The organism is Rhodococcus sp. PvR099 (assembly GCF_017833315.1).
Lineage (GTDB): Bacteria > Actinomycetota > Actinomycetes > Mycobacteriales > Mycobacteriaceae > Rhodococcus_G > Rhodococcus_G oryzae.
Genome location: NZ_JAFIBV010000001.1, coordinates 905,864 through 930,594 on the forward strand (window position 1 = coordinate 905,864; position 24,731 = coordinate 930,594).

Genomic DNA, 24,731 nt, shown 5'->3' on the forward strand with positions numbered 1-24,731 from the left:
ATACTCCTCGGCCGGTGCTGACGCCCCGGACTCAGTATCCCCGCTTTGGGCCCCGCGCCGTAGCGGCGCTTCCACACGTCACCAGGGGGACGGCTTGTAGTCCTTGAGGAAGCAGCCGTACAGGTCGACGCCCTGCTCGCCCTGCACGATCGGGTCGTACACCCGGGCCGCGCCGTCGACCAGGTCGAGCGGGGCGTGGAAGCCCTCGTCGGCGAGGCGGACCTTGGTGTAATGCGGGCGTTCGTCGGTGATCCACCCGGTGTCGACGGCGGTCATCAGGATGCCGTCCTCATCGAGCATCTCCTTGGCGCTGGTGCGGGTCAGCATGTTCAGCGCGGCCTTGGCCATGTTGGTGTGCGGATGCCCGGCACCCTTGTACGCGCGGCTGAACTGGCCCTCCATGGCGGAGACGTTGACCACGTACTTGCGGCGTGCGGCCGCGGCGGCCATCGCGGGGCGCAGCCGGGACACCAGGATGAACGGTGCCACCGAGTTGCACAGCTGCACCTCGAGCAGCTCGATCGGATCGACCTCCGCGACGGTCTGGACCCAGCTGTTGGTGTGCGCGAGGTCGGGCACGAGGCCGCCCGCGTCGATCGCGATGCCCTGCTCGATGCGTTCGAGCGAGGCGGAACCGGCGACCAGCGCGAGCTCGCTGACCTGGTGGATCACCGACTCCGGCGTCGGCAGCGAACTGGCAAGCGAGGCCGGGTGCGCGTCGCTGGTCTTGCCGAAGGTCAGCACGTCCGGCAGTTCGCCCGCGGGCAGCGGGCCGGACTCGGCCTCGGCGAGCGCGGAGTAGGCGCCGGGGGAGCGCCGGACGGTCTGAGCCGCGTTGTTGATGAGGATGTCGAGCGGACCCTGCTCGGCCACCGAGTCGGCGAGTGAGACGACCTGGGCGGGATCGCGCAGGTCGATGCCGACCACCCGCAGCCGGTGGATCCAGTCGCCGCTGTCCTCCATCGCCTTGAAGCGGCGGATCGCGTCGTTGGGGAAGCGGGTGGTGATGGTGAGGTGGGCGCCGTCGCGCAGCAGCCGCAGCGCGATGTACATGCCGATCTTGGCCCGGCCGCCGGTGAGCAGCGCCCGCCTGCCGGTCAGATCCGTGCTGGCGTCGCGCTTGGCGTGGCTGCTGGCCGCGCACTCGGGGCAGAGCTGGTGGTAGAACGCGTCGACGACCGTGTAGCGCTGCTTGCAGATGTAGCAGGGCCGCGGACGGATCAGAGTGCCCGCGCTCGCGCCTGGCGCGTTCGAGGTGAGCAGCACGCCAGCGGTCTCGTCGTCGATGCGCTCGGGCGAACCGGTGGCGGTCGAGGCCACGACCTGGCGGTCGGCCTCGGAGACTGCGTCGCGCGCCTCCACCCGTCGGCGCCGCTTGAGCTGCTTGAACATCTTGCCGCTGGCCCGCTGGAGGACCATCGAATCCGGGTGGTCGGCGTCGAGGCTGCCGGCCTCGGACAGCACGCGCAGGCAGATCTCCAGGTCGGCGGGATCGATGCCCGTCATTGGTTGTGCCATCGGTAGGTCGCTCAGTTCTGATCTCGAAGTGCCGGTCGACGTCGGATTCTACCGAGTCCGGGGATGTGCCGAGACCATCGCAGTTTCCGCTGACACAGGTGGTGACATCGCTCACAAGCCCGAGGAGGATTTCGGTATCGGGGGATTCGTCGGCAGTCGATGCCGATCACCGAAAGGCCGAGATCATGAATGAGATGAATGGTTCCACGGATCCGCCCCGGTTCCCGAGAGCAGTGACCGACGACATGGCCCGTCCGAACTCGCTGCTGCACGTCGAGTCGGTGGTACCCGTCGAGGCCCCGGTGCAGAAGGACGGACCGTTCCTGCCGGAACTGACGGAGGTCGATCTCCTCGTCCGCGCGGCGGACGCCCGTCGTGAGTTCAACGTCGGAGGTTCCGGTGTCACCGTCGCGGTGCTGGACACCGGATTACGCACCACACACGTGGATTTCGCCGGCCGGGTGGTGCCGGGGCGCAATTTCACCCGCGACAACGCCGGCGACCCCGCGGAGGTCGCGGACGGTCACGGCCATGGCACGAACGTGGCGGGAATCGTGTGCGCGGCGCGGATCCACACCGGCATCGCCCCGAACGCACGCATCGTCCCGGTCAAGGTCCTGGACGACAGCGGCGGCGGGAGCTTCACGGACATTCGGGACGGACTGGACTGGGTGCTCGAGCGGCGGTCGTCGCTGGGCATCTCGGCGGTCTGCTTGGCGCTTGGCGCCTCGGACAACCGGACGACCGACACCGACATGCCGGGCGACGGCATCGGCGCCCTGCTCCAGGAATTGACCGACGAGGGTGTCTGCTGCTGCGTGTCGGCGGGCAACGACTACTACGCGCACGGCGGCTTGCAGGGGATGAGTTATCCGGCGATCTTCCGGCAGACGATCAGCGTCGGGTCGGTCTACGACGCCGACGAGGGCAGCTTCCGCTACCGGGACGGGGCGAAGGCGTTCGAGACGGCTGCCGACCGCATGACGCCGTTCTCGCAGCGGCTGCACCGCAAGATCGGTGGGCCGTGTGCGACGGACATCTTCGCGCCGGGGTCTCCGGTGACGTCGGCGGGCATCCTCAACGACACCGGCGAGTCGCTCCAGTTCGGGACGAGCCAGGCGACACCGATCGCGACCGGAGTCGTCCTGCTGTTGCAGTCCTTCTACCTGCGGACCAGGGGTGAACTGCCGTCGGTCGCCGACGTGAAGCGGTGGCTGGTTCGCGGCGCCACCGTCATCTACGACGGCGACGACGAGCACGACAACGTCGGGCACACCGGGCTGTCCTTCCCGAGGGTCAGCGCGGTCGGTTCGCTGCTCGCCTGTGCGAAGGACCTGGCGATGCGCGAACTGACGGCCGCCGAGCACGCCAGGGCGGAGGTGGCGACGGGCCGACGATGATGTCGGACAAGAGAATTCGGAGAAACGAAAAAGGCCCCGGATCGTGATCCGGGGCCTTGCTCGTCTGTCTCAACTCAGAGTGCGCGAGGGGGGACTTGAACCCCCACGTCCATTAGTAGGACACTAGCACCTCAAGCTAGCGCGTCTGCCATTCCGCCACTCGCGCATGCACACCTTGTTGTTCGCCCGCCGTGTTCTGCGTGCTGGGAAAGATTAGCTGATGCAGCGCCCCACACCAAAATCAGCGCGTCTGCGCTGCTGGGAGGGGGTGTTCGGTGGTAGGAAAGTGGGGTGTCAGTCATCAAGATCAACTCCGATCGGGGCCGAGCAGAGGCCGAAGTCGTCGAACTGGTCAGCGCGCTGATCCGATTCGACACCTCCAACACCGGTGAGCTCGCCACCACCAAGGGGGAGCGCGAGTGTGCCCAGTGGGTGGCCGCCCGGCTCGAGGAGGTCGGTTACGAGACCGAGTACGTCGAATCCGGCGCGCCCGGCCGCGGGAACGTCTTCGCCAGGCTGCGGGGCGCCGACCCGTCCCGTGGCGCGCTGCTGATCCACGGTCACCTCGACGTCGTGCCCGCCGAGCCCGCGGACTGGAGCGTGCACCCCTTCTCCGGGGCGGTCGAGGACGGCTACGTCTGGGGCCGCGGGGCGATCGACATGAAGGACATGGTCGGGATGACCCTCGCGCTGGCCCGCCAGTTCAAGGCGGAGGGCACCGTGCCGCCGCGGGATCTGGTGTTCGCGTTCCTCGCCGACGAGGAGGCGGGCGGCAAGTACGGGTCGCAGTGGCTGGTCGAGCATCGCCCGGACCTGTTCGACGGCGTCACCGAGGCGGTCGGCGAGGTCGGCGGCTTCTCGCTGAGCGTGCCGCGCCCCGATGGCAGCGAGGCCCGGCTGTACCTGGTGGAGACGGCGGAGAAGGGGCTCGGCTGGATGCGGCTGACGGCCAAGGCCCGCGCCGGTCACGGGTCCTTCCTGCACGAGGACAACGCCGTCACGATCCTTGCCGAGGCGGTCGCGCGGCTGGGCAGGCACACCTTCCCGCTGGTGGTGCCGGACTCGGTCGCCGAGTTCCTCGGCGCGGTGAGCGCGGAGACGGGGGTCGAGTTCGACCCGACCTCACCGGACATCGACGGCACGCTCGAGAAGCTCGGGACGATCTCGCGGATCATCGGGGCGACGCTGCGTGACACCGCGAACCCGACCATGCTCAGCGCCGGGTACAAGGCGAACGTGATCCCGCAGACCGCCGAGGCGGTGGTCGACTGCCGCGTGCTCCCCGGCAGGCAGGCCGCCTTCGAGCGGGAGGTGGACGAGCTGATCGGGCCGGACGTCACCCGTGAGTGGATCACCAAGCTGGATTCCTACGAGACCACCTTCGACGGGCACCTGGTGGACGCGATGAACGCCGCGATCCTGGCGCACGACGAGAACGGCAGGACGGTGCCGTACATGCTGTCCGGTGGCACGGACGCGAAGGCGTTCGCGAAGCTGGGGATTCGCTGCTTCGGGTTCGCGCCGCTGCAGTTGCCGCCTGAGCTCGACTTCACCGCTCTCTTCCACGGCGTTGACGAACGGGTGCCCGTCGACGCGCTCGAGTTCGGTACCCGAGTTCTCGAGCATTTTCTCCATAATTGCTAGTGCCAGCAATCCATCGAGTGATCGCTCCGGTTCCGCCCCTCACCCGCTGAAAGGTCTCACCATGGCTTCCTCGCACAATCCCTACGACGCGCTTCCCGAGCTCCCGTCCTTCACGCTGACCTCGACGGACATCGAGGACGGCCAGGTTCTGGCCAACGCTCAGGTGAGCGGGATCTTCGGGGCCGGTGGCCAGGACATCTCGCCGCAGCTGTCGTGGTCAGATTTCCCCGCGGAGACGAAGAGCTTCGCGGTGACGGTGTTCGATCCGGACGCCCCCACCGCCTCCGGCTTCTGGCACTGGGCCGTGGCGAACATCCCGGTGACGGTGACGTCGCTGGCGTCCGGTGCCGGTACCTCGGACGGGTCCGGCCTGCCCGAGGGTGCGGTGCAGCTGCTCAACGACGGCGGCCTGTACGGGTATCTCGGTGCCGCGCCGCCGGCCGGGCACGGCCCGCACCGGTACATCGTCGCGGTGCACGCGGTCGGGGCGGAGAAGCTGGATGTGGACGCGTCTGTCAGCCCGGCCCGTCTGGGATTCAACCTCTACAGTCACGCGATCGCGCGCGCGACGCTGACCGGGACATACGAGCAGTAGCGAACCGACCGGCGCGCGGGGCCCTCGGACCGACCGGTCGAGGGCCCGCGCACCGACGAGGGAACGGGGGAGCGAGCGTGGAGATGCGTGTCTACGGGGAGCCGTACGAGACCGCCAAGGGCGCCACGATCATCACCGTCGCCCGGGTCGGCGGCCGCCGCTTCGGCCCCCACGACGTCGCCGCGGTGCCCGTCGGCGTGTTCGTCATCCACGGCGGGGAGGTCTCCTGGAGGCCCGCCGTCGACGAGACCCGGATAGCGCTGATGGCCCTGTCCGTCGGTCTCGCGTCGGCGGTCATCGCCACCCTGGCGGTCCTTCGCCGTCCGCCCTGGCCCGATCTGTCGCGGCGGTGACGTGCGCCGGTCAGCTGCCGTGGCCGAGGGGGTTGAACACGACGCGGTACCAGTTGCCCGTCGCGGGATCCTGCGTGCACGGGACGATGACGATGGCGCGCGACGTCTGCTCGAGAAGCGCGGCCTTGCTGCACAGGTATTGGGCCGACTCGCCGGAGAACTCCGACCGGTAGAGCGGTCCGAACTCCCACGGCTGCGCGCTCGCGGTTGCCGTGCCGAGCGTGGCCCCGAGGGCGACGGGTGCCGCGAGCAGTCCGAGAATCGTTGCGGTGCGCCTGGTCTGCTTCTTTCGCACGAGTGCTCCTCCGTTGACGTGGCGAACGGTCCTGCTGGTTCCGTCGCCGTTGGCTGCAGGAGCGTTACGGCGACTGCTCAGCGCGTTTTCGCGTGGCGGAGTCACCTCGTGGCGTTCGTGATGAACTCACCCGCGTGGCCGGTGACGTGATCGTGTAATCGCGTCACCGCGGCGGACGGTCGTTGGTTGCCCGTGACGAGCCCGATGGTCCGGTCACCCACCCCCGACAGGGTGATGCCCACGAGGTCGGGGTGGGATGTCTCCGCGGCGGGTAGCAGGGCAATGCCGAGTCCGTGTCCGACGAGGACTCGAATTGTCTCGAACTCGCTGATCTCGAACGCAACGTGTGGCGTGAACCCTGCTCGGGCGCACCACGAGTCCAGGCGTTGCCGGAGGTGGTAAGTCGGCGGGCTGGCGATGAAGTGCTCTTCGACGAGTTCCGCGAGTTCTACCTGGCTGCGTCCGGCCAGCGGGTGGGTACGTGCGACGTGGAGCAGGATGCGTTGGCGTCCCAAGACCGTCACTGGCAGATCGTCGGGTGGTGGGATGATCACGGCGAGGTCGAGCCGGCCGTCGCGCACCATCTCCGACAGCGCTTCGCCGTGCGCCTGCACGAGATGTAGTCGGATTCTCGGTGCCACCCGGTGGAAACCGGCGAGCAGTGAGGGGATGCTCACCGGACCGAGGGTGAGAGGGAATCCAAAGCGCACGAGTCCGCTGTCTGGATCGGCGTTGCCCTTTACCGCGCTCACGGCGTCGTCGAGTGCCCACACCAGGTCCCGGGTTCGTTCGTGGAGTTCGCGTCCGGCGGTGGTGAGGGAGACGCCTCGTCCGACCTGTTGGAAGAGGGGCACTCCCAGCGTTTGTTCGAGGGACTTGAGGCGGCGACTCAGCGACGACTGTGGCACCCCGAGGACATCGGCTGCGCGGGTGATGTGGCCTTCGCGGGCAGCGGTGTCGAATGCTGCGAACAGCGGAATCGCGGCCGCGACCTCGTCCGACAGGAATCGATCCATATTCGGATTGTAAGTCCATCATCTCCTCATTGGACGGATGAGTGGCGCAGGCGCACCCTGAGGGATACCACCGGCGACCAGGAGTGCGATCCCATGGACCACAGTGAAACGGCAAGCGCGGGAACGAGTATCGACCCCGAGGTGGTCGACGTCGTTCTCATCGGCGGGGGCATCATGTCCGCAACGCTGGGTGCGTTGCTCGCCAGGTTGCAGCCCGAGTGGTCGATAGTCGTGCTCGAGCGTCTAGGCGAGCTCGCGGGCGAGAGTTCGGGTCCGTGGAACAACGCCGGTACCGGCCATGCCGGGCTGTGCGAGCTCAACTACATGCCCGATCCCGAGGACCCCGCGAAGGCCGAGGACATCGGCCGGCAGTTCCACCTCTCGCGCCAGTTCTTGGCCGCGCTCGTCGAGAGTGGTGACCTGCCTGCCGCCGCGTCGTTCATCAATCCGACGCCGCACATGGACGTCGTCTTCGGCGACCGCGACATCCGCTACCTGCGGCAACGATTCGCCACCCTGCAGCGTTCGCCGCTGTTCGCGGCGATGCAGTTCACCGAGGATCCCGACCTGATCCGCCAATGGGCACCGCTGTTGATGGAGGGGCGCGCCAATACCGGGCCGATCGCCGCGACACGTTACGAGGCCGGCACCGACATCGACTTCGGCGAGCTGACCCGCACCCTGATCCGCTCCATGACCGCACGCGGTGCACAGGTGAGGATGCACCACGAGGTCACGGGGCTCTCCAGGGGAGCCGACGGCCGGTGGACCGTGACGGGTAGGGACCGTAGCCGCGGGGACCGCTTTCGGATCAGGTCCCGTTTCGTCTTTGTCGGTGCCGGCGGGTACGCCCTCAAGCTCCTACAGAAGGCGAAGATCCCGGAGGTCCGCGGCTACGCGGTGTTTCCCCTCGGTGCGCAGTTCCTGCGCACTGGCAACCCAGATGTCGTCGCACGGCACGATGCGAAGATATACAGCCAAGCGTCCGTCGGCGCGCCGCCGATGTCGGTACCCCACCTCGACAAACGCGTCGTCGACGGCGGTCCGTCCCTGATGTTCGGCCCCTACGCCACCTTCAGCACCCGACTTCTCAAGCAGGGCCGCCTCACCGACCTGTTCACCACCGTTCGACTGCACAACCTGGCGCCATTGCTCGCCGTCGGGGCCAAGAACCTGCCGCTCGTCCGCTATCTGATCGGTGAGTTGCTGGCGTCACGAAAAAGAAAGTTCGCGCAGCTGAGGCGTTTCTATCCCGGCGCCGACCCCGCCGATTGGGAGCTGGTGCAGGGGGGCCAACGTGCCCAGCTGATCAAGCCGGACCCACGCAAGATCGGTGTGCTGACCTTTGGGACCGAACTGGTCACCGGGGCCGACGGGACCATCGCCGGACTGCTCGGCGCATCACCCGGTGCGTCGATCGCCCCTGCGGCGATGGTCGATTTTCTTGCCACCTGCTTCCCAGCCCACCGCAAGGATTGGGAGCCGATACTGCGGAAGCTCATGCCGGGCATCGAGACCCGAGTGGATGCAGATCAGGCCAGCGTCGACACCAACCTCGACCGCACCGGCCGGATCCTCGGCGTGGTGCCGCGATCCAGCTAGCCGGACACCAGTCGAAGCCGTCGGGCCAGGTCGGAGGCGAAGACCCGGTCCGGATCCACCCCGTCGCGGACCTTTCGCCATTCGTCGAGCCGCGGGTACATCCGGGCGATGCGCTCGGGAGTCGTGCGGGAGTCCTTGGCGAAGTAGAGGCGGCCGCCTGCGGCCAGCACCTGTTCGTCGAGCTCGTCGCAGAATCGCCCGAGCCCGGTGCGGATCGGGAAGTCGAGGCTCAGCATGAATCCCGGATGCGGCCACGAGAGCGGTGCGGGATTGCTGTCGCCCATCCTCTTGAACACGTTGAGGAACGATCGATGCCCGGACTCGGCGATCGTGCGCACGATGTCGGCGAGTTGCTGCTCCGCGCCGAACGGGATGGAGAACTGGTACTGCATGAACCCCTGGGGGCCGTAGGCGCGGTTCCACTCTCCGAGGAGGTCGAGCGGGTGGTAGAACTGCGTCAGATTCTGGATGGTGCCCCGGCCGTGCTTCGGGTACATCCGGTGGGCGGCCTCCGCGGCGACCCGCGTCGTGAGGCGGTTGACCAGCCCACTCGGGAAGATGTCCGGGACGGTGAGCAGCTGAGGAGCGTTGAACCGCAAGGGGTCCCGGCGCAGCTTCGGTGGCAGTTGGTCGAGGGTCGCCAGCGATCCACGGGTGAACCCGGCTCGGCCGAGCTTCGGCCCGGTGGAGATGGTGTCGGGCACCGACATCGAGTAGTCGTAGCCCTGGTCGGAGCCGCCGGTGAGCAGTTCCATCGTTTCGTCGAGGTTGGCGGTGCGGTCGTGATCGGCGATGAAATAGGCCGTCTCGGTGTGCTTCATCCGCACGCGCGCCCGGACAACGATGCCGGTCAAGCCCATTCCGCCGACGGTGGCCCAGAACAGGGCCTTCTCGTCGCCGGAGGGCGAGATGGTGCGGATACTCCCGTCTGCGGTCAGCAGGTCGAGCGACTCGACGTGATTGCCGAAGCTGCCGTGTGAATGGTGGTTCTTGCCGTGGATGTCGGCGCCGATGGCTCCGCCCACCGTGACCTGCCTGGTGCCGGGCAGGACCGGGACCCACAGGCCGTGAGGGAGAACGGCACGCATCAGCGCATCGAGGCTGACGCCGGCATCGAGGTCGACGATGCCGGAGTCGGGGTCGACACTGTGGATCCGGTCGAGGGCGGTCATATCGATGACCAGGCCGCCCGCGTTCTGCGCGGGATCGCCGTAGCTGCGGCCGAGACCGCGTGCGATGACCCCCCTCGGTCCGGCTTGGCTCACCGCCTTGGTGATGGCCTCGAGGTCGGGTGTCGACAGCACGTCGGCTGGCGTCGCTGCGCGCCTACCCCACCCGCTGAGGGAACGCCGTTCGGTTCTGAACTCGGTCGTCACAGTCACCGGACCCACCATAGCCACACCGATCCGAAGGCATCCGCAACGAACGAGCGCCATTGCGCGATAGAGCAGTTCGAGGCCTCCTGACGTGTCATGATCGTTCCCGTTTGGGTCTGGACGCCGGGGGATCGGGGGCGGCGGGACCCGCGTGTCGCACGTATGGAATCTGGGCGCTGCCGCAACACCGGCGAGCGTCGCGAGGAGGGGAGACTTCACATGTCGAGCGAAACCACCTGCACCCTGGGTGCGCATGTTCCGCTGCCGGATGGCAGGCACGCGTGGGAGGTTCAGGCGTCGTCGGCCACTGACTTCGGCGCGCTCGTCACGGCGGCGGGCGCACATGTGTTGCCGGACGCGGTCCTTGGCGCCACCGTCACGCACGGCCAGCTGCCGTCGGACGGGCGCCTCACGCTGACCCTGGTGCCGCATCTCGGCGGGGCTTCGGTGCAGGTCTTCCGCCAGGCGGGTGCGGGCGGTTTCACGCTCCTGTTCGAGGCGGTCGTCTCGTCCGGTGTGGCCCTGCCCGAGCCGGTTGCAATCGTGCCGGTGGAGCGGTCCACTTCGCCGATGGAGGAGCTGCCCGAGGTCGTCGAATCCTTCGGTGGCAGGTGGGATTCCGGCAGTGGCCAGAGTCTGGAGGAGCGGCTGGGGCTGATCGTCGCGGAGTCCATGGGCTACGCGCCCGAGGATCTGCCCGCCGAGATCCCGCTCATCGAGCTGGGATTGGACTCGCTGATGGCGGTGCGGATCAAGAACCGCGTCGAGTACGAGTTCGACATCCCTCAGCTGCAGCTGCAGGCGGTCCGCGACGCGAGCCTGCGCGAGGTGGAGAAGTACCTGCGCTACGCGATCGAGAACCGCGGGGAGATGGAGGCGCTCGCCGAGCAGCAGCGGCAGGAGAAGGAGTCGGTGCAGGTGCCCGCCCTCGCCGCCGAGGCCTCCTCGCAGACGCAGCCGGCCGCGCCCGCCGCGCCGTCCGACGTCGATGTGCCCCCGCGTGATGCCGCCGAGCGTCTGACGTTCGCGAGTTGGGCGGTGGTCACGGGGAAGTCGGCCAAGGGCATCTTCACCACCCTGCCCGTGCTCGATGACGGCACCGCGGAGAGGCTGGCCGCGCGTCTGTCCGAGCGCGCGGGCGGCGAGGTGAGTTTCGACGACATCCTCGACTCGGAGACCATCGAGCAGCTCGCCGAGAAGGTGCGCGTGCACCTCGAGGACGGCGTCAAGATCGACGGGCTGGTGCGCACCCTTCGTGCCCGGCCCGAAGGGTCCTCCGCGGTGCCGGTGTTCGTGTTCCACCCGGCAGGCGGCTCGACGGTCGCGTACGAGCCGCTGCTCAAGCGGCTACCGGCGGGCACCCCGATGTACGGTCTCGAGCGCGCCGCGGGCTCACTCGACGAGCGGTCCGCCGCGTATCTCCCGCTGGTCCGCGAGATCCAGGGCGACGGCCCGTACGTGCTCTACGGCTGGTCGTTCGGCGGCGCGCTGGCCTACGCCGTCGCCCAACGGCTCCGCGCGGAGGGCGCGGACGTTCGCATCGTCGGTCTCATCGACACGGTCATGCCCGGCGAGAAGGTCGAGGACACGCCGGAGGAGACCCGCAGGCGGTGGCAGCGGTACGCGGCGTTCGCGAAGAAGACGTACAACCTCGACTACCCGCTGCCCTACGACAAGCTGGCGGCGGCCGAGAGCGACGAGGCGCAGATTCAGATCCTGATGGATCTGCTCACGGTGAGCGGCACCAAGATCCCCGGCGGCATCATCGAACATCAGCGCAACTCCTGGCTCGAGTACCGCGCCATCCAGACCGCGGATCTCGGGACCTACGACGGGGACGTCGTGCTGTACCTGACCGACACCTACCAGGACGACCTGATGGACCTCGAACCGTCGTTCCGGACCCGTCAGCCGGACGGCGGCTGGGGCGGGGCGGTGCAGAACCTCGAGATCCTGCACGTCGGTGGCGATCACATCCAGATCATCGACGAGCCGCGGGTCGCGACCGTGAGCGCGGACCTGATCAAGAAGCTGGCTCTGATCGAGGTGGACCTGTAAAACGACGGCCCGGGGACGGGGTTCGCGCGCCTAGAATCCGTACATGGGCCACTACGTCAGGCAGGAACCGGTCGATCCGGAACCCCGTCCTGCGCAGTCCCAAGGCCGTCCTCGGTTCCGGTGGGTGCGGGCAGGCCTGGATTTCCTTCGCCCCGGGAACCTGCTCCGCGACCGGGCGGCCAGCAGGTACTCGTCGGTGGCGCCCCGGCATCCCGATGGGTCCCGGACGGAGATCATCCCGTTCAACGGCAACGGCTGGGGTCGATAGGGCCGTTCAGTCTCGGCGCTGCCGTCGGCGAGCGACGAGCAGGGTCGTGACCGAACCGCCGATCGCCACCAATAGTGCGGCGGCCGCGACGCCGAGATAGCGCCGCTCGGACGCCTCGCTGTACGGGAAGGTGTCCGCCCAGTCCAAACCGAGGCGCACGACAACGGCACCGAGCAGCCAGCTCAGCAGCAGACCGGCGATGACGGGCGCGTGACGCATCACGCCATCGTACGAGCTGCGAACCCTCGCTCAGGCCCGGTGCTCGGCGCCGACCGCCTCGGACAGCGAGGAGTACCCGGCCGCCCGGACCCGCTGTGCCAGGCCCTTGTGGATCCGGCGCATCCAGAACGGGCCCCCGTAGATGAACCCCGTGTAGCCCTGAACCAGGCTGGCGCCGGCCAGGATCCGCTCCCAGGCCTGGTCGGCGGTCTCGATGCCGCCGACGGAGATCAGCGCCAGCCGGTCCCCGACCCGCAGGTACAGGCGGCGCAGGACCTCCAGCGACCGGTCCGCGACGGGAGGGCCGGACAGGCCGCCCGCGCCGATCGCGGCGACGTCGGACTCCGGGGTGCGCAGGCCGCTCCTGCTGATCGTCGTGTTGGTGGCCACGATGCCTGCCAGGCCGAGCTCGACCGCGAGGTCCGCGACCGCGTCGACGTCCTCGTCGGACAGGTCCGGCGCGATCTTCACCAGTACCGGTACGTCCACGGCGGCCTGCACCGCGCTCAGCAGCGGACGCAGCGACTCGACGGCCTGCAGGTCGCGCAGACCCGGCGTGTTGGGGGAGCTGACGTTGACGACGATGAAATCGGCGAGCGGGCCCAGCAGACGGGCGCTGGCCGTGTAGTCGGCGTCGGCCTCGGCCGCGGGCACGACCTTGGTCTTGCCGATGTTCGCGCCGATCGGCACCCCGTTACGCCGCTGGCGCAGCTGGTTCGCCGCGTGGCCCGCGCCGTGGTTGTTGAAGCCCATCCGGTTGATCAGCGCGCGGTCGGCCGGCAGCCGGAACAGGCGCGGCGCCGGGTTGCCCGGCTGTGCCTGGGCGGTGACGGTGCCGACCTCCGCGAAGCCGAACCCGAGTGGGCCCCAGGCATTCACGCCGGTCGCATCCTTGTCGAATCCGGCGGCCAGGCCGAGCGGAGCCGGGAAGTCCACCCCGAACACGCGGGTGCGCAGCACCGGATCGGAGACGGTGAGCACCTTGGCGACCAGTGCGCGAACCAGCCCTACGGCGGTGACCAGCCGCATGGCGCGGAACGCGATGTGGTGAATTCGTTCCGGCTGGAGGCGGAACATCAGGCGAAGCAGCAGGCTGTACAACGAATCTCCCTAGATTCCGGTCGTGCGAGCGTGGGCGGTGACCACCGTCATGACTGCGCCTTGGTGTCGATCGACTGCAGTCCGTCGCCGATCGCCGAGCCGACGAAGAGCGTGCCGGTGCCGGGGTCGACCGCTACCGCGTTGGGCTGGCGGACGGTGGGGAAGCGACGCTTCTCGACCGGGATGCCGCTCGAGAGGTCGTAGCCGATCACCTCGTTGCTGCCGGTCAGCGTGACCCAGACCAGGTTGGCGGTGTCGTCGTATGCGATGCCGTACGGGGAGTTCGGGACAGGGAAGCGCTGCCGCATCATCAGCGGATCGGTGGTCAGGGCGATCAGCTCGCCGCCGCGGGTGTCGGTGACCAGGACCCGGCCGAAGTGGTCGGTGGTGAGGTTGGTGGCACCCTCGCCTGCGCGCAGGGCGCGGCCGAGGTGCTTGTCCGGGATGTCGATCTCGGTGACGGAGGTCTGCCTGCGATCGAGCGCGGTCAGTTGCTCGCCGGTGACGCCGAGCGCGTCGACCGACGCGAGCCCCGAGATCCGCTCGGTTTCCTTTCCTGCCGAGTCGAGGACGAGGACCGAGCCGTCGGAGGTGCCGACCGCCGTCGCGCCGGACTCGAGGAGGGCGGCGGAGCTGACGTCGCCGTCGACCTCGACGTTGGTCGTCTGCCCCGATGCCAGGTCCACCCGGACCACGGCGCGGCCTGCGGGCACCAGCAACACACCGTCGCGTGCCGCGCCGAGATTCGCCACGCCGCCGGGCAATCGGACCTCACGCGGGGCCGCCGCGGGATCGGCGGCGGGCAGCAGCAGGAGACGGTCCGCGTCGGGTGTGAGCAAGGCCACGGTCCCGGTCTTCGGGTCGAATGCCGCCGTCTCGACGGCGCCGGGGAGCGGTCGCACGGTGCCGGCCGGCGGCGCGACCGTCGCGGGGGAGACCGCCGCGGTGGCCGGCTCGATGGTCTTGAGATTCTCGCCCTCGTCCTTCGAGGAACAGCCGGTCACCAGCAATAACAGCGCCCCCGCCAAGACCGTGGTGGTGCGTCCCGCCGGTACCCGCATGTACGTCTCCTCAGTCGCGTTTCGGCGTCGCGGGCCGAGGCCGCGGCGTGCCCGCCGCCGACCCGTTTGCCCGGTGTTCACCGTGTCCGTCCCCTAGCATCCCTGATCGCGTCTCGTCCGAATAATCCGACTCGGGCCTGCGGGCCGGATCGGGACTACCGTGAACGGACCTGGACTGGCGTCCGGCAGTTTTCGTGGACCGCGGCAGGGAGGGGACGGCGTGGACTCAGGCAAGACCACCGGGTTCGCGTTGGAGGATCTGAGCGTCGGTCCCTACGCACACGGGTTCGGCACGAACGCGGGTGGCCAGGCCTTCGCGTTCCGCGTCCGCCGCAGCACCCTCTTCGTCGAGGTGTATCGCGCGGACCTCGAGTCCACCGTCCCCGACAAGTCGGACGTGGTCGCGACTGCCGAGCGCTCGATGATCACCGTCGACCTGACCGACGAGCGCAGCATCGCCGCCGCGGTGCGCGATGCCGTCGCCGCGGCGGAACCGGTCAACCCAGGAACCGCAACCGGTACCACCCTCCGGGCGCTGCTGGGTCGACTCAGCTCGATACTCGACCGCCGCTGAGCCCTGCCGAGTGTGCAGCTGCCGTCGCCCGCACTCGGCGGATGCGCCGGCAGCTGCACACTCGGCTCAGTCCCGCTGCGGCAGGACCAACTGGGCGCCCGAGCGAGGATGCGCGATCACCTCGACGGGGTGGCCGTACACCCGGCTGAGCAGGTCCTCGGTGAGCACCTCGCGCGGGCTGCCGTACGCGGCGAGCGCGCCGGCCTCCAGGACGGCGACGGTGTCCGCATAGGCCGCGGCCAGCGCGAGGTCGTGCAGCACCACCACGACCGCGGTGCCGGCCCGCGCGCGCTCACGCACCAGGGACATCACCGCCTCCTGGTGGCCGAGGTCGAGCGCCGCGGTGGGCTCGTCCAGCAGCAGCGTCTCCGTGCGCTGGGCGAACACCCGGGCCAGGGCCACGCGCGAGCGTTCGCCGCCCGAGAGTGCGGCGAACGGCCGCTCCGCGAACCTGGCGACGTCGCATGCCTCCATGGCCTCACGCACCGCGTCCGCATCTTCGTCCCGGCAGGCGGTGCGTACCCACGGCGCCCGGCCCATCCGGACCACCTCGAGGGAGGTGAACGAGAACCCGACGGTGTGCTGCTGCGGGAGTACCGCGCGCCGCTGGGCCATGTCGGTGCCGGTCCAGCGGTCAAGCGGCCTGCCGTCGAGCTCGACGTGGCCCGCGGCGATGTCCTGATCGCCCGCCATCGCCGCCAGCAGCGTCGACTTGCCGGCGCCATTCGGTCCGACGAGGGCGAGCACCTCGCCGACGCGCACGTCGAGCGAGACGGATTCCAGTACCCGGCGCTGCCCGCGGTCCACGCTCACGTCCACCGCGCGCATGCTCACCGCGCCCGGCTCTCGGCGCTCCGGGACCTCGAGCTCGCGCGCGAACAGGGTGCGCAGCTGCGCTGCCAGCGTCGCCATCAGGCCCACCCACCCTGCTGGCGACGGGTCCGGCGCAGCAGCCAGAAGAAGAACGGGCCGCCGACCAACGAGGTCAGCATGCCGAGCGGCAGGTCGGCGTTGGGCACCAGGGTGCGGGCCCCGAGATCCGCGGCGAGCAGCAGGATCGCGCCGCCCAGCGCGCTGGCCGGGATCAGCAGGCGGTGGCCCGGCCCGACGATCATCCGCATCAGGTGCGGCACCACCAGGCCGACGAACAGGATGATGCCGGTGAACGCCACCGACGAGGCGACCAGCAGCGCGACGACCACGACCGCGAGCTGGCGCACCCGTTCGACGTTCACGCCGAGATGCGCGGCGGCGCTCTCGCCGAGGGCCAGCAGATCCAGTTTGGTCGCCATCGTCATGGTCACCGCGATGCCGACGGCCGCCATCGGCGCGACGATGGCCACCGAGTTCCATGTGGCGCCGTTGAGGCTGCCGAGCTGCCAGAACACGATCTGATCGCGGGCCGCGGGGGAGGCGGCGAACGTGAAGTAGGCGATCAGGCCGCCCGCGAACGCGTTGATCGCGATGCCGGTCAGGACCAGGGTCACCACCTCGGTGCGGCCCTCGGACCGCGCCAGCAGGTACACCAGGGCCGTGGTGATGAGCCCCGCGATGAAGGCGGCCGCCGCAACGGGGGGACCGGCGACGAATGCGCCGCCGGTGACGATCACGGCGCTGGCCCCCACCGCGGCGCCTGCTGAGACACCGATGACGCCGGGCTCGGCGAGCGGGTTCGCGAACACGCCCTGCAGGAGCGCGCCCGCACAGGCGAGCGCGGCGCCGACCACGATCGCAAGCGCGACCCGCGGGAACCGGACCTGCCAGAGGGTGACCTCGCCGCTCGGGTGCGCGGGCACGGGGCCGAGGTCGAGACCGATGCGGTGCAGGACGCTGCCGATCACCTCCATCGGCGCGGTCGGCACCTGCCCAACGCAGGCGGAGACCAGTGCGAGCACGAGGAGCGCGATGCTCAGCGCAGCCAGGACCGCCCCGCCGCGGAGCCGCCTGCGCGGCGGCGCGGCGGCGGGGGCGGCCGTCGTCGCGGTCACTGGGCGGGCGGGCCGTACACGGCCGTCGCCAGTGCCTTCAGGACGGCGCCGGTGCGCGGCCCGAAGCTGAGCAGGGCGCCGTCCTGCATGTCCACGATCCGCTGGTTACTGCCGGCGGGGGTCTGCGCGATGCCCGGGATCGCGGTCAGGCCCTCGACGCCTCCGATGGATTCGAGGCCGCCGGTCATCATCAGGAACACGTCCGGCGCCGCCGCGATCATCGCCTCGCTGGTGATCGACGTGAAGTCCTTGGTGAGCCCGGCCGCGGTCCCCGCGTCGGTGGCTCCGAGTCCCTCGATCAGCGAGTCCGCACCCGACCCGGGGCCGGCCAGCATCGTGATCGCGGGGCCGCGCATGTACAGGAATGCGATGGTCAGCGGGTCGGCGTTCGACGGAACGAGGGCGGAGGCCTCGGCGATCTCGGCGGCGGTCCGGTCGCGCAGCGCGGTGCCCTCGGCGGGAACCCCGAGCGCGTCGGCGACGGCCTGGATCTGGTCCGGCACGCTCGCCAGCGAGCGGCTGGGGTCGAAGTACACGACGGGGATGCCCGCCGCGCGCAACTGGTCCTGGACGGCCCTCGGCCCGATGCTGGAATCGGTGAGCACCACGGTGGGGTGCAGGTTCAGGATGGCCTCGGCGGACAGCTGTCGGCCGCTCGGGGTGACGTTCGGGACCGACTCCACGGCGGGGAACTTCGCCGCGATGTCCCGGCCGACCAGACGGTCACCGAAACCGAGCGCGTAGACCGTCTCGGTGAGGGTGCCGTACTGATCCGCGGCGACGATCCGGCTGGTGTCGGTGATCGTCACGTCGACGCCGTCCGCGCTCCGGACGGTCACCGGCAGGGTCGAGACCGGGTGCTCCGCGATCGGCTCGGGGTCGAGGCTCTCGAGGGTGGCCGTTGTCCGGCCGGTCTGCGCGCCGGTCGGCGCGTCGCCGCCGGTCGCGCAGGCGGTCGTCATCGCCGCGGCGGCCAGCGCGATGGCCAGCAATCGCACGCCCCGAGCGCCGAGCAGTCGGCTCATTTGACGAGGTAGCTCTCGATCTCGGCCTCGAGGTCCGCGAACAGATCTCCGTTGAGACGGTAGGCCAGGATCACCTCGTCGATCAGACGCTGCTGCTCGTCCGCGGACAGCGGCGCGGCGTCGAGCTTGCCCCGGTAGGCGTCCTTGTAGAGCTTGGGCTTCTCGATCTGGTCGAAGATGTAGAACCGCAGGCCGTCGGTGGTGTAGCCGTAGGCGCGCTCGAGCATCCGGCGGATGATCTGTCCGCCGGAGAGATCGCCCATGTAGCGGATGTAGTGGTGCGCGACGAAGCCGGCGGGCCAGTCGAACGCGATCTCGTGGAGCCGGTCGACGTACCGGGTGGTGGCAGGCAACGGGGTGATCTCGTCTCGCCAGTTCGCGCCGAGCAGGAACTCCAGGTCGGCCTCGAGTGCCTCGGTGCGCAGGAGCTCGTCGCCGAGGAACTCCGCCACGATCGGGTTCGATGCCTGGGCGCGGCCCGCCTCCTCGAGCGCGAGGTAGACCAGGTAGGTCTGGCCGAGCAGGGCCGCATATCCGGCACTGGTCAGCTTGCCCGCGAGGAGATCTCCGACGAAGCGCGACTGCTCGGTCTGGCGGTGCGCAGCGTCGGTCTGCGTCCTGATCCGCTCGGCCAATCCGGTCGCATCATCCGCGGCGTCTACACCGGAATCGAGCATTGTCATCGTTACTCCTGTAGCTCTTCGGAAGCGCAATTCATCCTAGGTTAGCCTGCCCTAGTAGATCGGGTGTCCAGGGCTGACCAGGAGACCCATCGGTCCGGATCGATCGCGACCACCGGACCCCCGGGCGGAGACGCCGTGTACTGCACGTACTTCCGTACGAGCGCGTCGATGCCGATCCGGCTCTGCGCGTCGTCGTCGAGCACGCGCGCCGCGCCGTCGACGCGGATCCACCAGAGTTGCGACCAGTCCTCGGCGTACTCGTCGACGAGCAGGCTGACCCGCCCGGTGGCGGTGATGTTGTCGAGCCGCCGCAGCCGTCGTGTCGACTTGGGCTTGTCGTCGACCGCCGTGTAGATCAGCCCGCCCGCCATCGCGAAGACCACCGGCACCAGGTGCGGCAGGCCCTCGGCCCCGACCGTGGCCAGCGTCGCGACCCGTGCGCGGGCGAACCGGCTGTGGAGCTCGGCCTGCGGTATCGACGGGGGCGGCACCCCTTCAGCGTAGGTCGCCGGAGCGCAGCTTGCGGAGCGACCGGGGAGCACCGGAGCGGCAGCCTGCGGAGCGACCAAAGAGCACCTGCGCGCGGGAAGTGGGCGGTCAGGCGCTGACGTCGTCGAGGGCCGCGGCGATCGCCGCGGGCAGCTCCAGGTCCTCGGCCGCCAGCACGCCGGTGTGCTGGGCGTAGTCCCTCGCACCGACGATCGCGCTCGCCACCCCCGGCCGGTCGCACACCCACGCCAGCGCCACGGCCAGCGGGGAGGCCCCGAGCCCGTCGGCCGCCGTGACGACGGCCTCGACGACCCGGGCGGTGTGGTCGGCGTTCAGGTATCCGACGACCAGGTCCGCGCCGGTCTCGGTGGCGCCGCGGGAGTCGGCGGGGATGCCGTCGCGGTACTTGCCGGTGAGCACGCCGCCCGCAAGCGGGACCGCGGCCAGCAGGCCGATGCCGTGGTGGTCCGCGGCCGGGATCAGTTCGTCCTCCACCCCGCGCGCGAGCAGCGAGTACTCGGCCTGGGTCGCGATGAGCTTGGTGCCCGCCGCCGCGGTGGCCAGCTGCCAGCCCAGGTGGCCGCGCGCCCCGACGTACCGGGCCCGCCCGGTCGCGACCGCGAACTCGAGGGCCGAGGCCACCTCTTCGACCGGGGTGAAGGGGTCCCAGGTCGCAACCTGCCACAGGTCGAGGTGGTCGGTGCCCAGCTCCTTGAGGGTCGCGTCGAGCTGACCGATCAGCGCGCGGCGCGAGCAGTTCAGGCGTTCTCGGCCGGGGTGGATGCCCGCGCTGCTGCTCAGCACCAGCTGATTGCGCGGCACCACGTCGTCGAGCAGCTCCGCCAGGATGCGCTGCGAAACGCCGTCGCCGTAGAACGGTGCCGAATCGACCAGGGTGCCACCGGATTCCGCGAAACCCATCAGCTGGGCCGCGGCCTCGACGCCGTCCGTGTCCCGACCCCAGCCGAGCGTGCCGAGTCCGATGCGGGACACCCGGAGTCCGCTGTCGCCGACCGCGCGCTGCCTCATAATTCGATCACCACAAGAAGGGGAGCGTAGTGGTGCCGCGCGGTGCGCGCGCAGAGGGCGCGCCGGGTACGGTCGCTCCCGTGAATCTTCTTTGCCGCGTGTACGTGTCCCCGGGAGTCGGCCTGTGATCGTGGAATCGATGACGTGGCTGCAGGCCATCGTCCTCGGAGTGGTCCAGGGACTGACCGAGTTCCTGCCGATCTCCTCCTCCGGCCACCTTCGTATCGTGTCGGAACTGTTCTGGGACACCGACGCGGGTGCCTCCTTCACCGCGGTGACCCAGCTCGGCACCGAGGCCGCGGTGCTCGTCTACTTCGCCAGGGACATCTGGCGGATCGCGCTGGCCTGGTTCCGTGGCCTGTTCGACCCGGACAAGCGCGGCGATCACGACTACAAGATGGGCTGGTACGTCATCGTCGGCACCATCCCGGTCGGCATCCTCGGGTTCATCTTCAAGGACGAGGTCCGCACCGGGGCTCGCAACCTGTGGCTGGTCGCGAGCATGCTCATCGTCTTCGCGCTGGTGATCGCCGCAGCGGAGTACTACGGGCGCAAGCGCAGGCCGATCGAACAGCTCACGCTCAAGGACGGCGTGATCATGGGCTCGGCTCAGGCGTTGGCCCTGATCCCAGGCGTGTCACGCTCCGGCGGCACCATCAGCGCAGGCCTGTTCCTCGGTCTCACCCGTGAGGCCGCCGCTCGCTACTCGTTCCTGTTGGCGATCCCCGCGGTCACCGCGGCCGGATTGTTCAGCCTCCCCGACGCATTCGCGCCCGCGGGCGAGGGACTCAACGCCAGCGGGGCCCAGCTGATCGTCGCGACCCTCATCGCCTTCGTGATCGGGTACGTCACCATCGCGTGGTTGCTCCGGTTCGTGGTCGACCACTCGATGTACTGGTTCGTGGGCTACCGGATCATCCTGGGTCTGCTGGTGTTCGGGTTGCTGGGCACGGGCGTGATCTCCGCGACCTAGGCTGGGCCCATGACAGTGATCCTGCTGCGGCACGGACGGTCGACGTCCAACACCTCGGGCATGCTCGCCGGCCGGTCACCGGGCGTCGATCTCGACGATCGCGGCCGGGAGCAGTCCCGCGCGGTGGTGGATCGGCTCACGGGCGTGCCGCTCGCGGCGATCGTTCGCTCCCCGCTGCTGCGCTGCGAACGGACTGTCGAGCCGCTGGCGCGGGACCGGGACCTGGACCCGATCGCCGACGAGCGGTTGATCGAGGTGGACTACGGCACGTGGACCGGACAGGCGATCAAGGACCTGTTGGAGGAGCCGCTGTGGAAGGTGGTGCAGCAGCACCCATCCGCCGCGGTGTTCCCCGACGGCGAGGGCCTGGCGCAGGTGCAGGCCAGGGCGGTCGCCGCGATCCGGGCGCACGACGCCAGGCTCGCCGAGGAACACGGCGGGGACGTGCTCTGGCTGGCCTGCACGCACGGCGACGTCATCAAGTCGGTGCTCGCCGATGCGCTCGGCACCCATCTGGACGGGTTCCAGCGGATAGTCGCCGATCCGGCCTCGGTCAGCGTGGTGCGTTACACCGCGACCCGACCGTTCGTGCTGCGGATGAACGACACCGGCGACCTGTCTGGACTCAACGGCAGCGCGCCCGCCAAGCCCGCCGGTGTCGGATCGTCGGATGCCGTTCCCGGCGGCGAGGTGGGAAGGTAGGGGTAGGCGGATAATCACAGATAACGACCACTCGACCAGACGGAGGTGCTGATGTCCCGAGCAATACACGTTTTCCGCACCCCTGATCGATTCATCGCCGGAACCGTCGGCGAGCCAGGTGACCGCGCCTTCTATCTCCAGGCGATCCACGAGTCCCGCGTGATCAGCGTGTTGCTGGAGAAGCAGCAGGTGCAGGTGCTGGCCGACCGGATGGGGCTGCTGCTCGACGAGGTCCACCGCCGGTTCGGCACCGCCGTGCCGCCGCAGGACGTCGAGCTCGAGGACCTCAGCCCGTTGATGACGCCGATCGACGCCGAGTTCCGGGTGGGCACGATGGGCCTCGGCTGGGATGCGGATGCCGGTTCTGTGGTCGTCGAGTTGCTGGCGGTCAGCGAGTCGGAGTTCGACGAGTCCGTGGTCCTCGACGACGCCGAGGACGGGCCGGACGCCGTCCGGGTCTTCCTGACACCCGAGCAGGCCAGGGCGTTCGCGCTGCGGTCCGTGCGGGTGATCGCGGCCGGGCGCGCGCCGTGCCCGCTGTGCGGCGAGCCGCTGGCCCCGGAGGGGCATGTCTGCATCCGCACCAACGGCTACCGCCGCGGCGCGAACTTCGAGCGCATCGACGAACTACCCGAAGAGGAATAGCCGTTGACCGCCGACCACGTCCTGGACGAGGAGTCCGAGTTGCTGCACACCGGCGAACTGTCAGTGCTGGGTCGGATCGTCAGCGCCAGCAACGCCACACTGGTCTGTGAGGCCACGACGAACGGGCAGAGCGTCCGCTGCGTATACAAGCCGATCCGCGGTGAGCGGCCGCTGTGGGACTTTCCCGACGGCACCCTCGCCGGCCGCGAGGTCGCGTCCTACCTGATCTCCGAGGCGCTCGGCTGGGGCGTGATCCCGGAGACGATCCTGCGGGACGGGCCGTACGGCCCCGGCATGGTGCAGCGCTGGGTGGAGACCCCGGAACCGACCGGCGAGTTGGGTGAGCGGATGGCGCTGGTCGACATCTGCCCGCCGGATCAGGTGCCTGCCGGCTGGTTCGAGGTGCTCCTCGCGTATGACGGCGACGGCGAGCAGGTGGCGCTGGTGCACGCCGACGACCCCCGTCTGCAGCGGATGGCCGTGCTCGACGTCCTGCTCAACAACGCGGACCGCAAGGGCGGTCATGCACTGGAGGGGATCGACGGTTCGGTGTACGGCGTCGACCACGGCATCTGCCTGCACAGCGAGGACAAGCTGCGCACCGTGTTGTGGGGTTGGGCCGGTCAGCCGGTAACCGGCGCACTGCTCGTCGACGTCGAGGCCCTCGCCCAGCGCCTGCGGGGCCCGCTGGCCGACCGACTGCGCGAGCACATCACCCGCGACGAGGTCGACGCGCTGGTGGCTCGGACCGAGGGCATGCTGGCGGACCCGGTGATGCCGCTGCCCGGAGACCACCGGCCGATCCCGTGGCCCGCGTTCTAGCGGGAACGCGTTCCGGGCGACTTCTGACCCTCCGATAGGCTCGTCCGTATGCAGTCCTGGTCCGACACAGCCGTTCCCTCCGTTCCCGGTCAGGGGCCGCCGCTGCGGCTCTTCGACACCGCGGACCGCCAGGTCCGGCCCGTCACCCCGGGCGAGACCGCCACCATGTACGTGTGCGGGATCACCCCCTACGACGCCACGCACCTCGGGCACGCGGCCACCTACCTGACGTTCGACCTCGTCAATCGCCTCTGGCGCGACGGCGGGCACGACGTGCACTACGTGCAGAACGTGACCGACGTCGACGACCCGCTCTTCGAGCGCGCTGCCCGTGACGGCGAAGACTGGGTGGTGCTCGGCATGCGGGAGACGGCGCTGTTCCGCGAGGACATGGAGGCGCTGCGGGTGCTGCCACCCCGCGACTACATCGGCGCCGTGGAATCGGTGAACGAGGTCGTCGAGATGGTCGAGAAACTGCTCGCCGCGGGCGCCGCGTACGTGGTCGACGATGAGGAGTACCCCGACGTCTACTTCCGGGCGAACGCCACCGAGCAGTTCGGCTACGAGTCCGGGTACGACCGCGACACCATGGAGCGGTTCTTCGCCGAGCGCGGGGGAGATCCCGAGCGGGCCGGGAAGCAGGACCGGCTCGATGCGTTGGTCTGGCGCGCCGAGCGACCGGGCGAGCCGTCCTGGCCGTCGCCGTTCGGTCCGGGCAGGCCGGGCTGGCACATCGAGTGCTCCGCGATCGCGCTGAACCGGATCGGCTCGGGCTTCGACGTGCAGGGTGGCGGCAGCGATCTGATCTTCCCGCACCACGAGTTCTCGGCCGCGCACGCCGAATCGCTTGTGCTGGACCGTCGATTCGCGCGGCACTACGTGCACACCGGGATGATCGGCCTCGACGGCGAGAAGATGTCGAAGAGCCGCGGCAATCTTGTGTTCGTGTCGAAGCTGCGCGGCGAGGGCGTCGATCCGATGGCGATCAGGCTGGGCTTGCTGTCCGGGCACTACCGCACCGACCGGGCCTGGACGGGCGACGTGCTCGCCGAGGCCGAGAAGCGTCTCGCGCTGTGGCGTCGCGCCGCCGCGCTGGGGTCGGCGCAGTCCGCGGACGACACCATCGCCCGGCTGCGTCAGCATCTGGCGGACGACCTGGACACCCCGAAGGCGATCGACGCCGTGGACGCCTGGGCCCGGTGGGCCGTGGACCACGGCGGCTCGGACGCCTCGGCGCCCGGCGCGCTCGCGGACGCCGTCGACGGACTGCTCGGGGTCTCGCTGCGCTGACCGGC

Annotated in this window: 25 protein-coding genes, 1 tRNA gene and 1 pseudogene; 13 read left to right on the forward strand and 14 right to left on the reverse strand. The window is 69.6% G+C overall.

The window, feature by feature from the left end:
* Positions 1-78: 78 nt before the first annotated feature.
* On the reverse strand, positions 79-1,518 hold the full coding sequence (locus JOE46_RS04205) for an SDR family NAD(P)-dependent oxidoreductase (RefSeq protein ID WP_077041583.1): 1,440 nt from the start codon (positions 1,516-1,518) through the stop codon (positions 79-81).
* A gap of 185 nt (positions 1,519-1,703) precedes the next feature.
* Here JOE46_RS04205 and JOE46_RS04210 point away from each other — a divergent pair, with 185 nt between their 5' ends.
* Positions 1,704-2,918 carry a S8 family serine peptidase gene (locus JOE46_RS04210; protein ID WP_097209806.1) on the forward strand — a complete coding sequence of 405 codons (1,215 nt, stop codon included), beginning with the start codon at positions 1,704-1,706 and terminating at the stop codon, positions 2,916-2,918.
* Positions 2,919-2,998: 80 nt separating this feature from the next.
* Here the strand turns inward: JOE46_RS04210 and JOE46_RS04215 are convergent.
* Positions 2,999-3,084 (reverse strand) — tRNA-Leu (locus JOE46_RS04215).
* A 125-nt stretch (positions 3,085-3,209) separates the two neighbouring features.
* Here JOE46_RS04215 and JOE46_RS04220 point away from each other — a divergent pair.
* The 3 genes from JOE46_RS04220 (at position 3,210) to JOE46_RS04230 (ending at position 5,510) form a co-directional block, all read left to right on the forward strand.
* On the forward strand, positions 3,210-4,562 hold the full coding sequence (locus tag JOE46_RS04220) for a M20/M25/M40 family metallo-hydrolase (protein ID WP_097209805.1): 1,353 nt from the start codon (positions 3,210-3,212) through the stop codon (positions 4,560-4,562).
* Positions 4,563-4,623: 61 nt separating this feature from the next.
* Complete coding sequence (locus tag JOE46_RS04225; protein ID WP_097209804.1) at positions 4,624-5,157, forward strand: YbhB/YbcL family Raf kinase inhibitor-like protein; 534 nt, start codon at positions 4,624-4,626, stop codon at positions 5,155-5,157.
* An 83-nt stretch (positions 5,158-5,240) separates the two neighbouring features.
* The gene (locus tag JOE46_RS04230; protein WP_097209971.1) at positions 5,241-5,510 is read left to right on the forward strand and encodes a hypothetical protein; all 270 of its coding nucleotides are present in this window, start codon (positions 5,241-5,243) and stop codon (positions 5,508-5,510) included.
* Between the two features lie 10 nt (positions 5,511-5,520).
* Here JOE46_RS04230 and JOE46_RS04235 read toward each other — a convergent pair whose 3' ends face one another.
* Both JOE46_RS04235 and JOE46_RS04240 read right to left on the reverse strand, forming a co-directional pair.
* Positions 5,521-5,805 (reverse strand): hypothetical protein, encoded by a 285-nt coding sequence (locus tag JOE46_RS04235; protein ID WP_209926355.1) that lies wholly within the window; start codon positions 5,803-5,805, stop codon positions 5,521-5,523.
* A 101-nt stretch (positions 5,806-5,906) separates the two neighbouring features.
* A complete protein-coding gene (locus tag JOE46_RS04240; protein ID WP_097209802.1) occupies positions 5,907-6,821 on the reverse strand; it encodes a LysR family transcriptional regulator in 915 nt (304 codons plus the stop codon).
* Between the two features lie 93 nt (positions 6,822-6,914).
* Here JOE46_RS04240 and mqo point away from each other — a divergent pair, with 93 nt between their 5' ends.
* A complete protein-coding gene (gene mqo / locus JOE46_RS04245) occupies positions 6,915-8,423 on the forward strand; it encodes a malate dehydrogenase (quinone) (protein WP_209926357.1) in 1,509 nt (502 codons plus the stop codon).
* Here mqo and JOE46_RS04250 read toward each other — a convergent pair.
* On the reverse strand, positions 8,420-9,817 hold the full coding sequence (locus JOE46_RS04250; protein WP_209926359.1) for an FAD-binding oxidoreductase: 1,398 nt from the start codon (positions 9,815-9,817) through the stop codon (positions 8,420-8,422). The genes mqo and JOE46_RS04250 overlap by 4 nt on opposite strands.
* Positions 9,818-10,021: 204 nt before the next feature.
* On the opposite strand from JOE46_RS04250, the pseudogene JOE46_RS04255 reads away from it, so the two are divergent.
* A pseudogene (locus tag JOE46_RS04255) lies at positions 10,022-11,857 on the forward strand (thioesterase domain-containing protein); the annotation flags it as partial.
* A 43-nt stretch (positions 11,858-11,900) separates the two neighbouring features.
* Positions 11,901-12,125: a hypothetical protein gene (locus JOE46_RS04260; RefSeq protein WP_209926362.1), complete on the forward strand. Its 225-nt coding sequence runs from the start codon at positions 11,901-11,903 to the stop codon at positions 12,123-12,125.
* A gap of 6 nt (positions 12,126-12,131) precedes the next feature.
* On the opposite strand, the gene JOE46_RS04265 is transcribed toward JOE46_RS04260, so the two are convergent.
* The 3 genes from JOE46_RS04265 to JOE46_RS04275 are packed head-to-tail and all read right to left on the reverse strand — an operon-like array spanning position 12,132 to position 14,506.
* Positions 12,132-12,344: a hypothetical protein gene (locus JOE46_RS04265; protein WP_209926363.1), complete on the reverse strand. Its 213-nt coding sequence runs from the start codon at positions 12,342-12,344 to the stop codon at positions 12,132-12,134.
* A 30-nt stretch (positions 12,345-12,374) separates the two neighbouring features.
* Positions 12,375-13,445, reverse strand: coding sequence for a quinone-dependent dihydroorotate dehydrogenase (locus tag JOE46_RS04270; RefSeq protein ID WP_097209797.1), 1,071 nt, complete (start codon positions 13,443-13,445; stop codon positions 12,375-12,377).
* 47 nt (positions 13,446-13,492) lie between these two features.
* Complete coding sequence (locus JOE46_RS04275) at positions 13,493-14,506, reverse strand: YncE family protein (protein WP_097209796.1); 1,014 nt, start codon at positions 14,504-14,506, stop codon at positions 13,493-13,495.
* Between the two features lie 220 nt (positions 14,507-14,726).
* Here JOE46_RS04275 and JOE46_RS04280 point away from each other — a divergent pair, with 220 nt between their 5' ends.
* Positions 14,727-15,080 carry a hypothetical protein gene (locus JOE46_RS04280; protein WP_097209795.1) on the forward strand — a complete coding sequence of 118 codons (354 nt, stop codon included), beginning with the start codon at positions 14,727-14,729 and terminating at the stop codon, positions 15,078-15,080.
* A gap of 66 nt (positions 15,081-15,146) precedes the next feature.
* Here the strand turns inward: JOE46_RS04280 and JOE46_RS04285 are convergent, their stop codons facing one another.
* From JOE46_RS04285 to JOE46_RS04310, 6 genes are all read right to left on the reverse strand, one after another.
* A complete protein-coding gene (locus tag JOE46_RS04285) occupies positions 15,147-15,992 on the reverse strand; it encodes a heme ABC transporter ATP-binding protein (protein ID WP_209926364.1) in 846 nt (281 codons plus the stop codon).
* Positions 15,992-17,068 carry an iron ABC transporter permease gene (locus tag JOE46_RS04290; RefSeq protein ID WP_209926365.1) on the reverse strand — a complete coding sequence of 359 codons (1,077 nt, stop codon included), beginning with the start codon at positions 17,066-17,068 and terminating at the stop codon, positions 15,992-15,994. Before JOE46_RS04290 ends, JOE46_RS04285 begins: the two co-directional genes overlap by 1 nt.
* Positions 17,065-18,030 (reverse strand): hemin ABC transporter substrate-binding protein, encoded by a 966-nt coding sequence (locus JOE46_RS04295; RefSeq protein WP_097209969.1) that lies wholly within the window; start codon positions 18,028-18,030, stop codon positions 17,065-17,067. The genes JOE46_RS04290 and JOE46_RS04295 overlap by 4 nt, the downstream gene beginning before the upstream one ends.
* 59 nt (positions 18,031-18,089) lie before the next feature.
* The gene (locus tag JOE46_RS04300) at positions 18,090-18,776 is read right to left on the reverse strand and encodes a heme oxygenase (biliverdin-producing) (RefSeq protein WP_077041613.1); all 687 of its coding nucleotides are present in this window, start codon (positions 18,774-18,776) and stop codon (positions 18,090-18,092) included.
* Positions 18,777-18,817: 41 nt separating this feature from the next.
* Positions 18,818-19,267 carry a TIGR03668 family PPOX class F420-dependent oxidoreductase gene (locus JOE46_RS04305; protein WP_269590099.1) on the reverse strand — a complete coding sequence of 150 codons (450 nt, stop codon included), beginning with the start codon at positions 19,265-19,267 and terminating at the stop codon, positions 18,818-18,820.
* A gap of 106 nt (positions 19,268-19,373) precedes the next feature.
* The gene (locus tag JOE46_RS04310) at positions 19,374-20,294 is read right to left on the reverse strand and encodes an aldo/keto reductase (RefSeq protein WP_077041615.1); all 921 of its coding nucleotides are present in this window, start codon (positions 20,292-20,294) and stop codon (positions 19,374-19,376) included.
* 127 nt (positions 20,295-20,421) lie between these two features.
* Between JOE46_RS04310 and JOE46_RS04315 the strand changes: the two genes are divergently transcribed.
* From JOE46_RS04315 to mshC, 5 genes are read left to right on the forward strand one after another with little or no spacing between them, the layout of a single operon-like run.
* The gene (locus JOE46_RS04315; protein WP_209928950.1) at positions 20,422-21,267 is read left to right on the forward strand and encodes an undecaprenyl-diphosphate phosphatase; all 846 of its coding nucleotides are present in this window, start codon (positions 20,422-20,424) and stop codon (positions 21,265-21,267) included.
* 9 nt (positions 21,268-21,276) lie between these two features.
* Positions 21,277-21,969 (forward strand): histidine phosphatase family protein, encoded by a 693-nt coding sequence (locus JOE46_RS04320; protein ID WP_097209792.1) that lies wholly within the window; start codon positions 21,277-21,279, stop codon positions 21,967-21,969.
* 51 nt (positions 21,970-22,020) lie between these two features.
* Positions 22,021-22,614, forward strand: a complete 594-nt coding sequence (locus JOE46_RS04325) for a DUF3090 domain-containing protein (RefSeq protein WP_077043673.1) — start codon at positions 22,021-22,023, stop codon at positions 22,612-22,614.
* A gap of 3 nt (positions 22,615-22,617) precedes the next feature.
* Positions 22,618-23,436, forward strand: a complete 819-nt coding sequence (locus tag JOE46_RS04330; protein WP_209926366.1) for an SCO1664 family protein — start codon at positions 22,618-22,620, stop codon at positions 23,434-23,436.
* A 48-nt stretch (positions 23,437-23,484) separates the two neighbouring features.
* Positions 23,485-24,726 (forward strand): cysteine--1-D-myo-inosityl 2-amino-2-deoxy-alpha-D-glucopyranoside ligase, encoded by a 1,242-nt coding sequence (mshC, locus tag JOE46_RS04335; RefSeq protein ID WP_209926368.1) that lies wholly within the window; start codon positions 23,485-23,487, stop codon positions 24,724-24,726.
* The last annotated feature ends 5 nt before the right edge of the window (positions 24,727-24,731 follow it).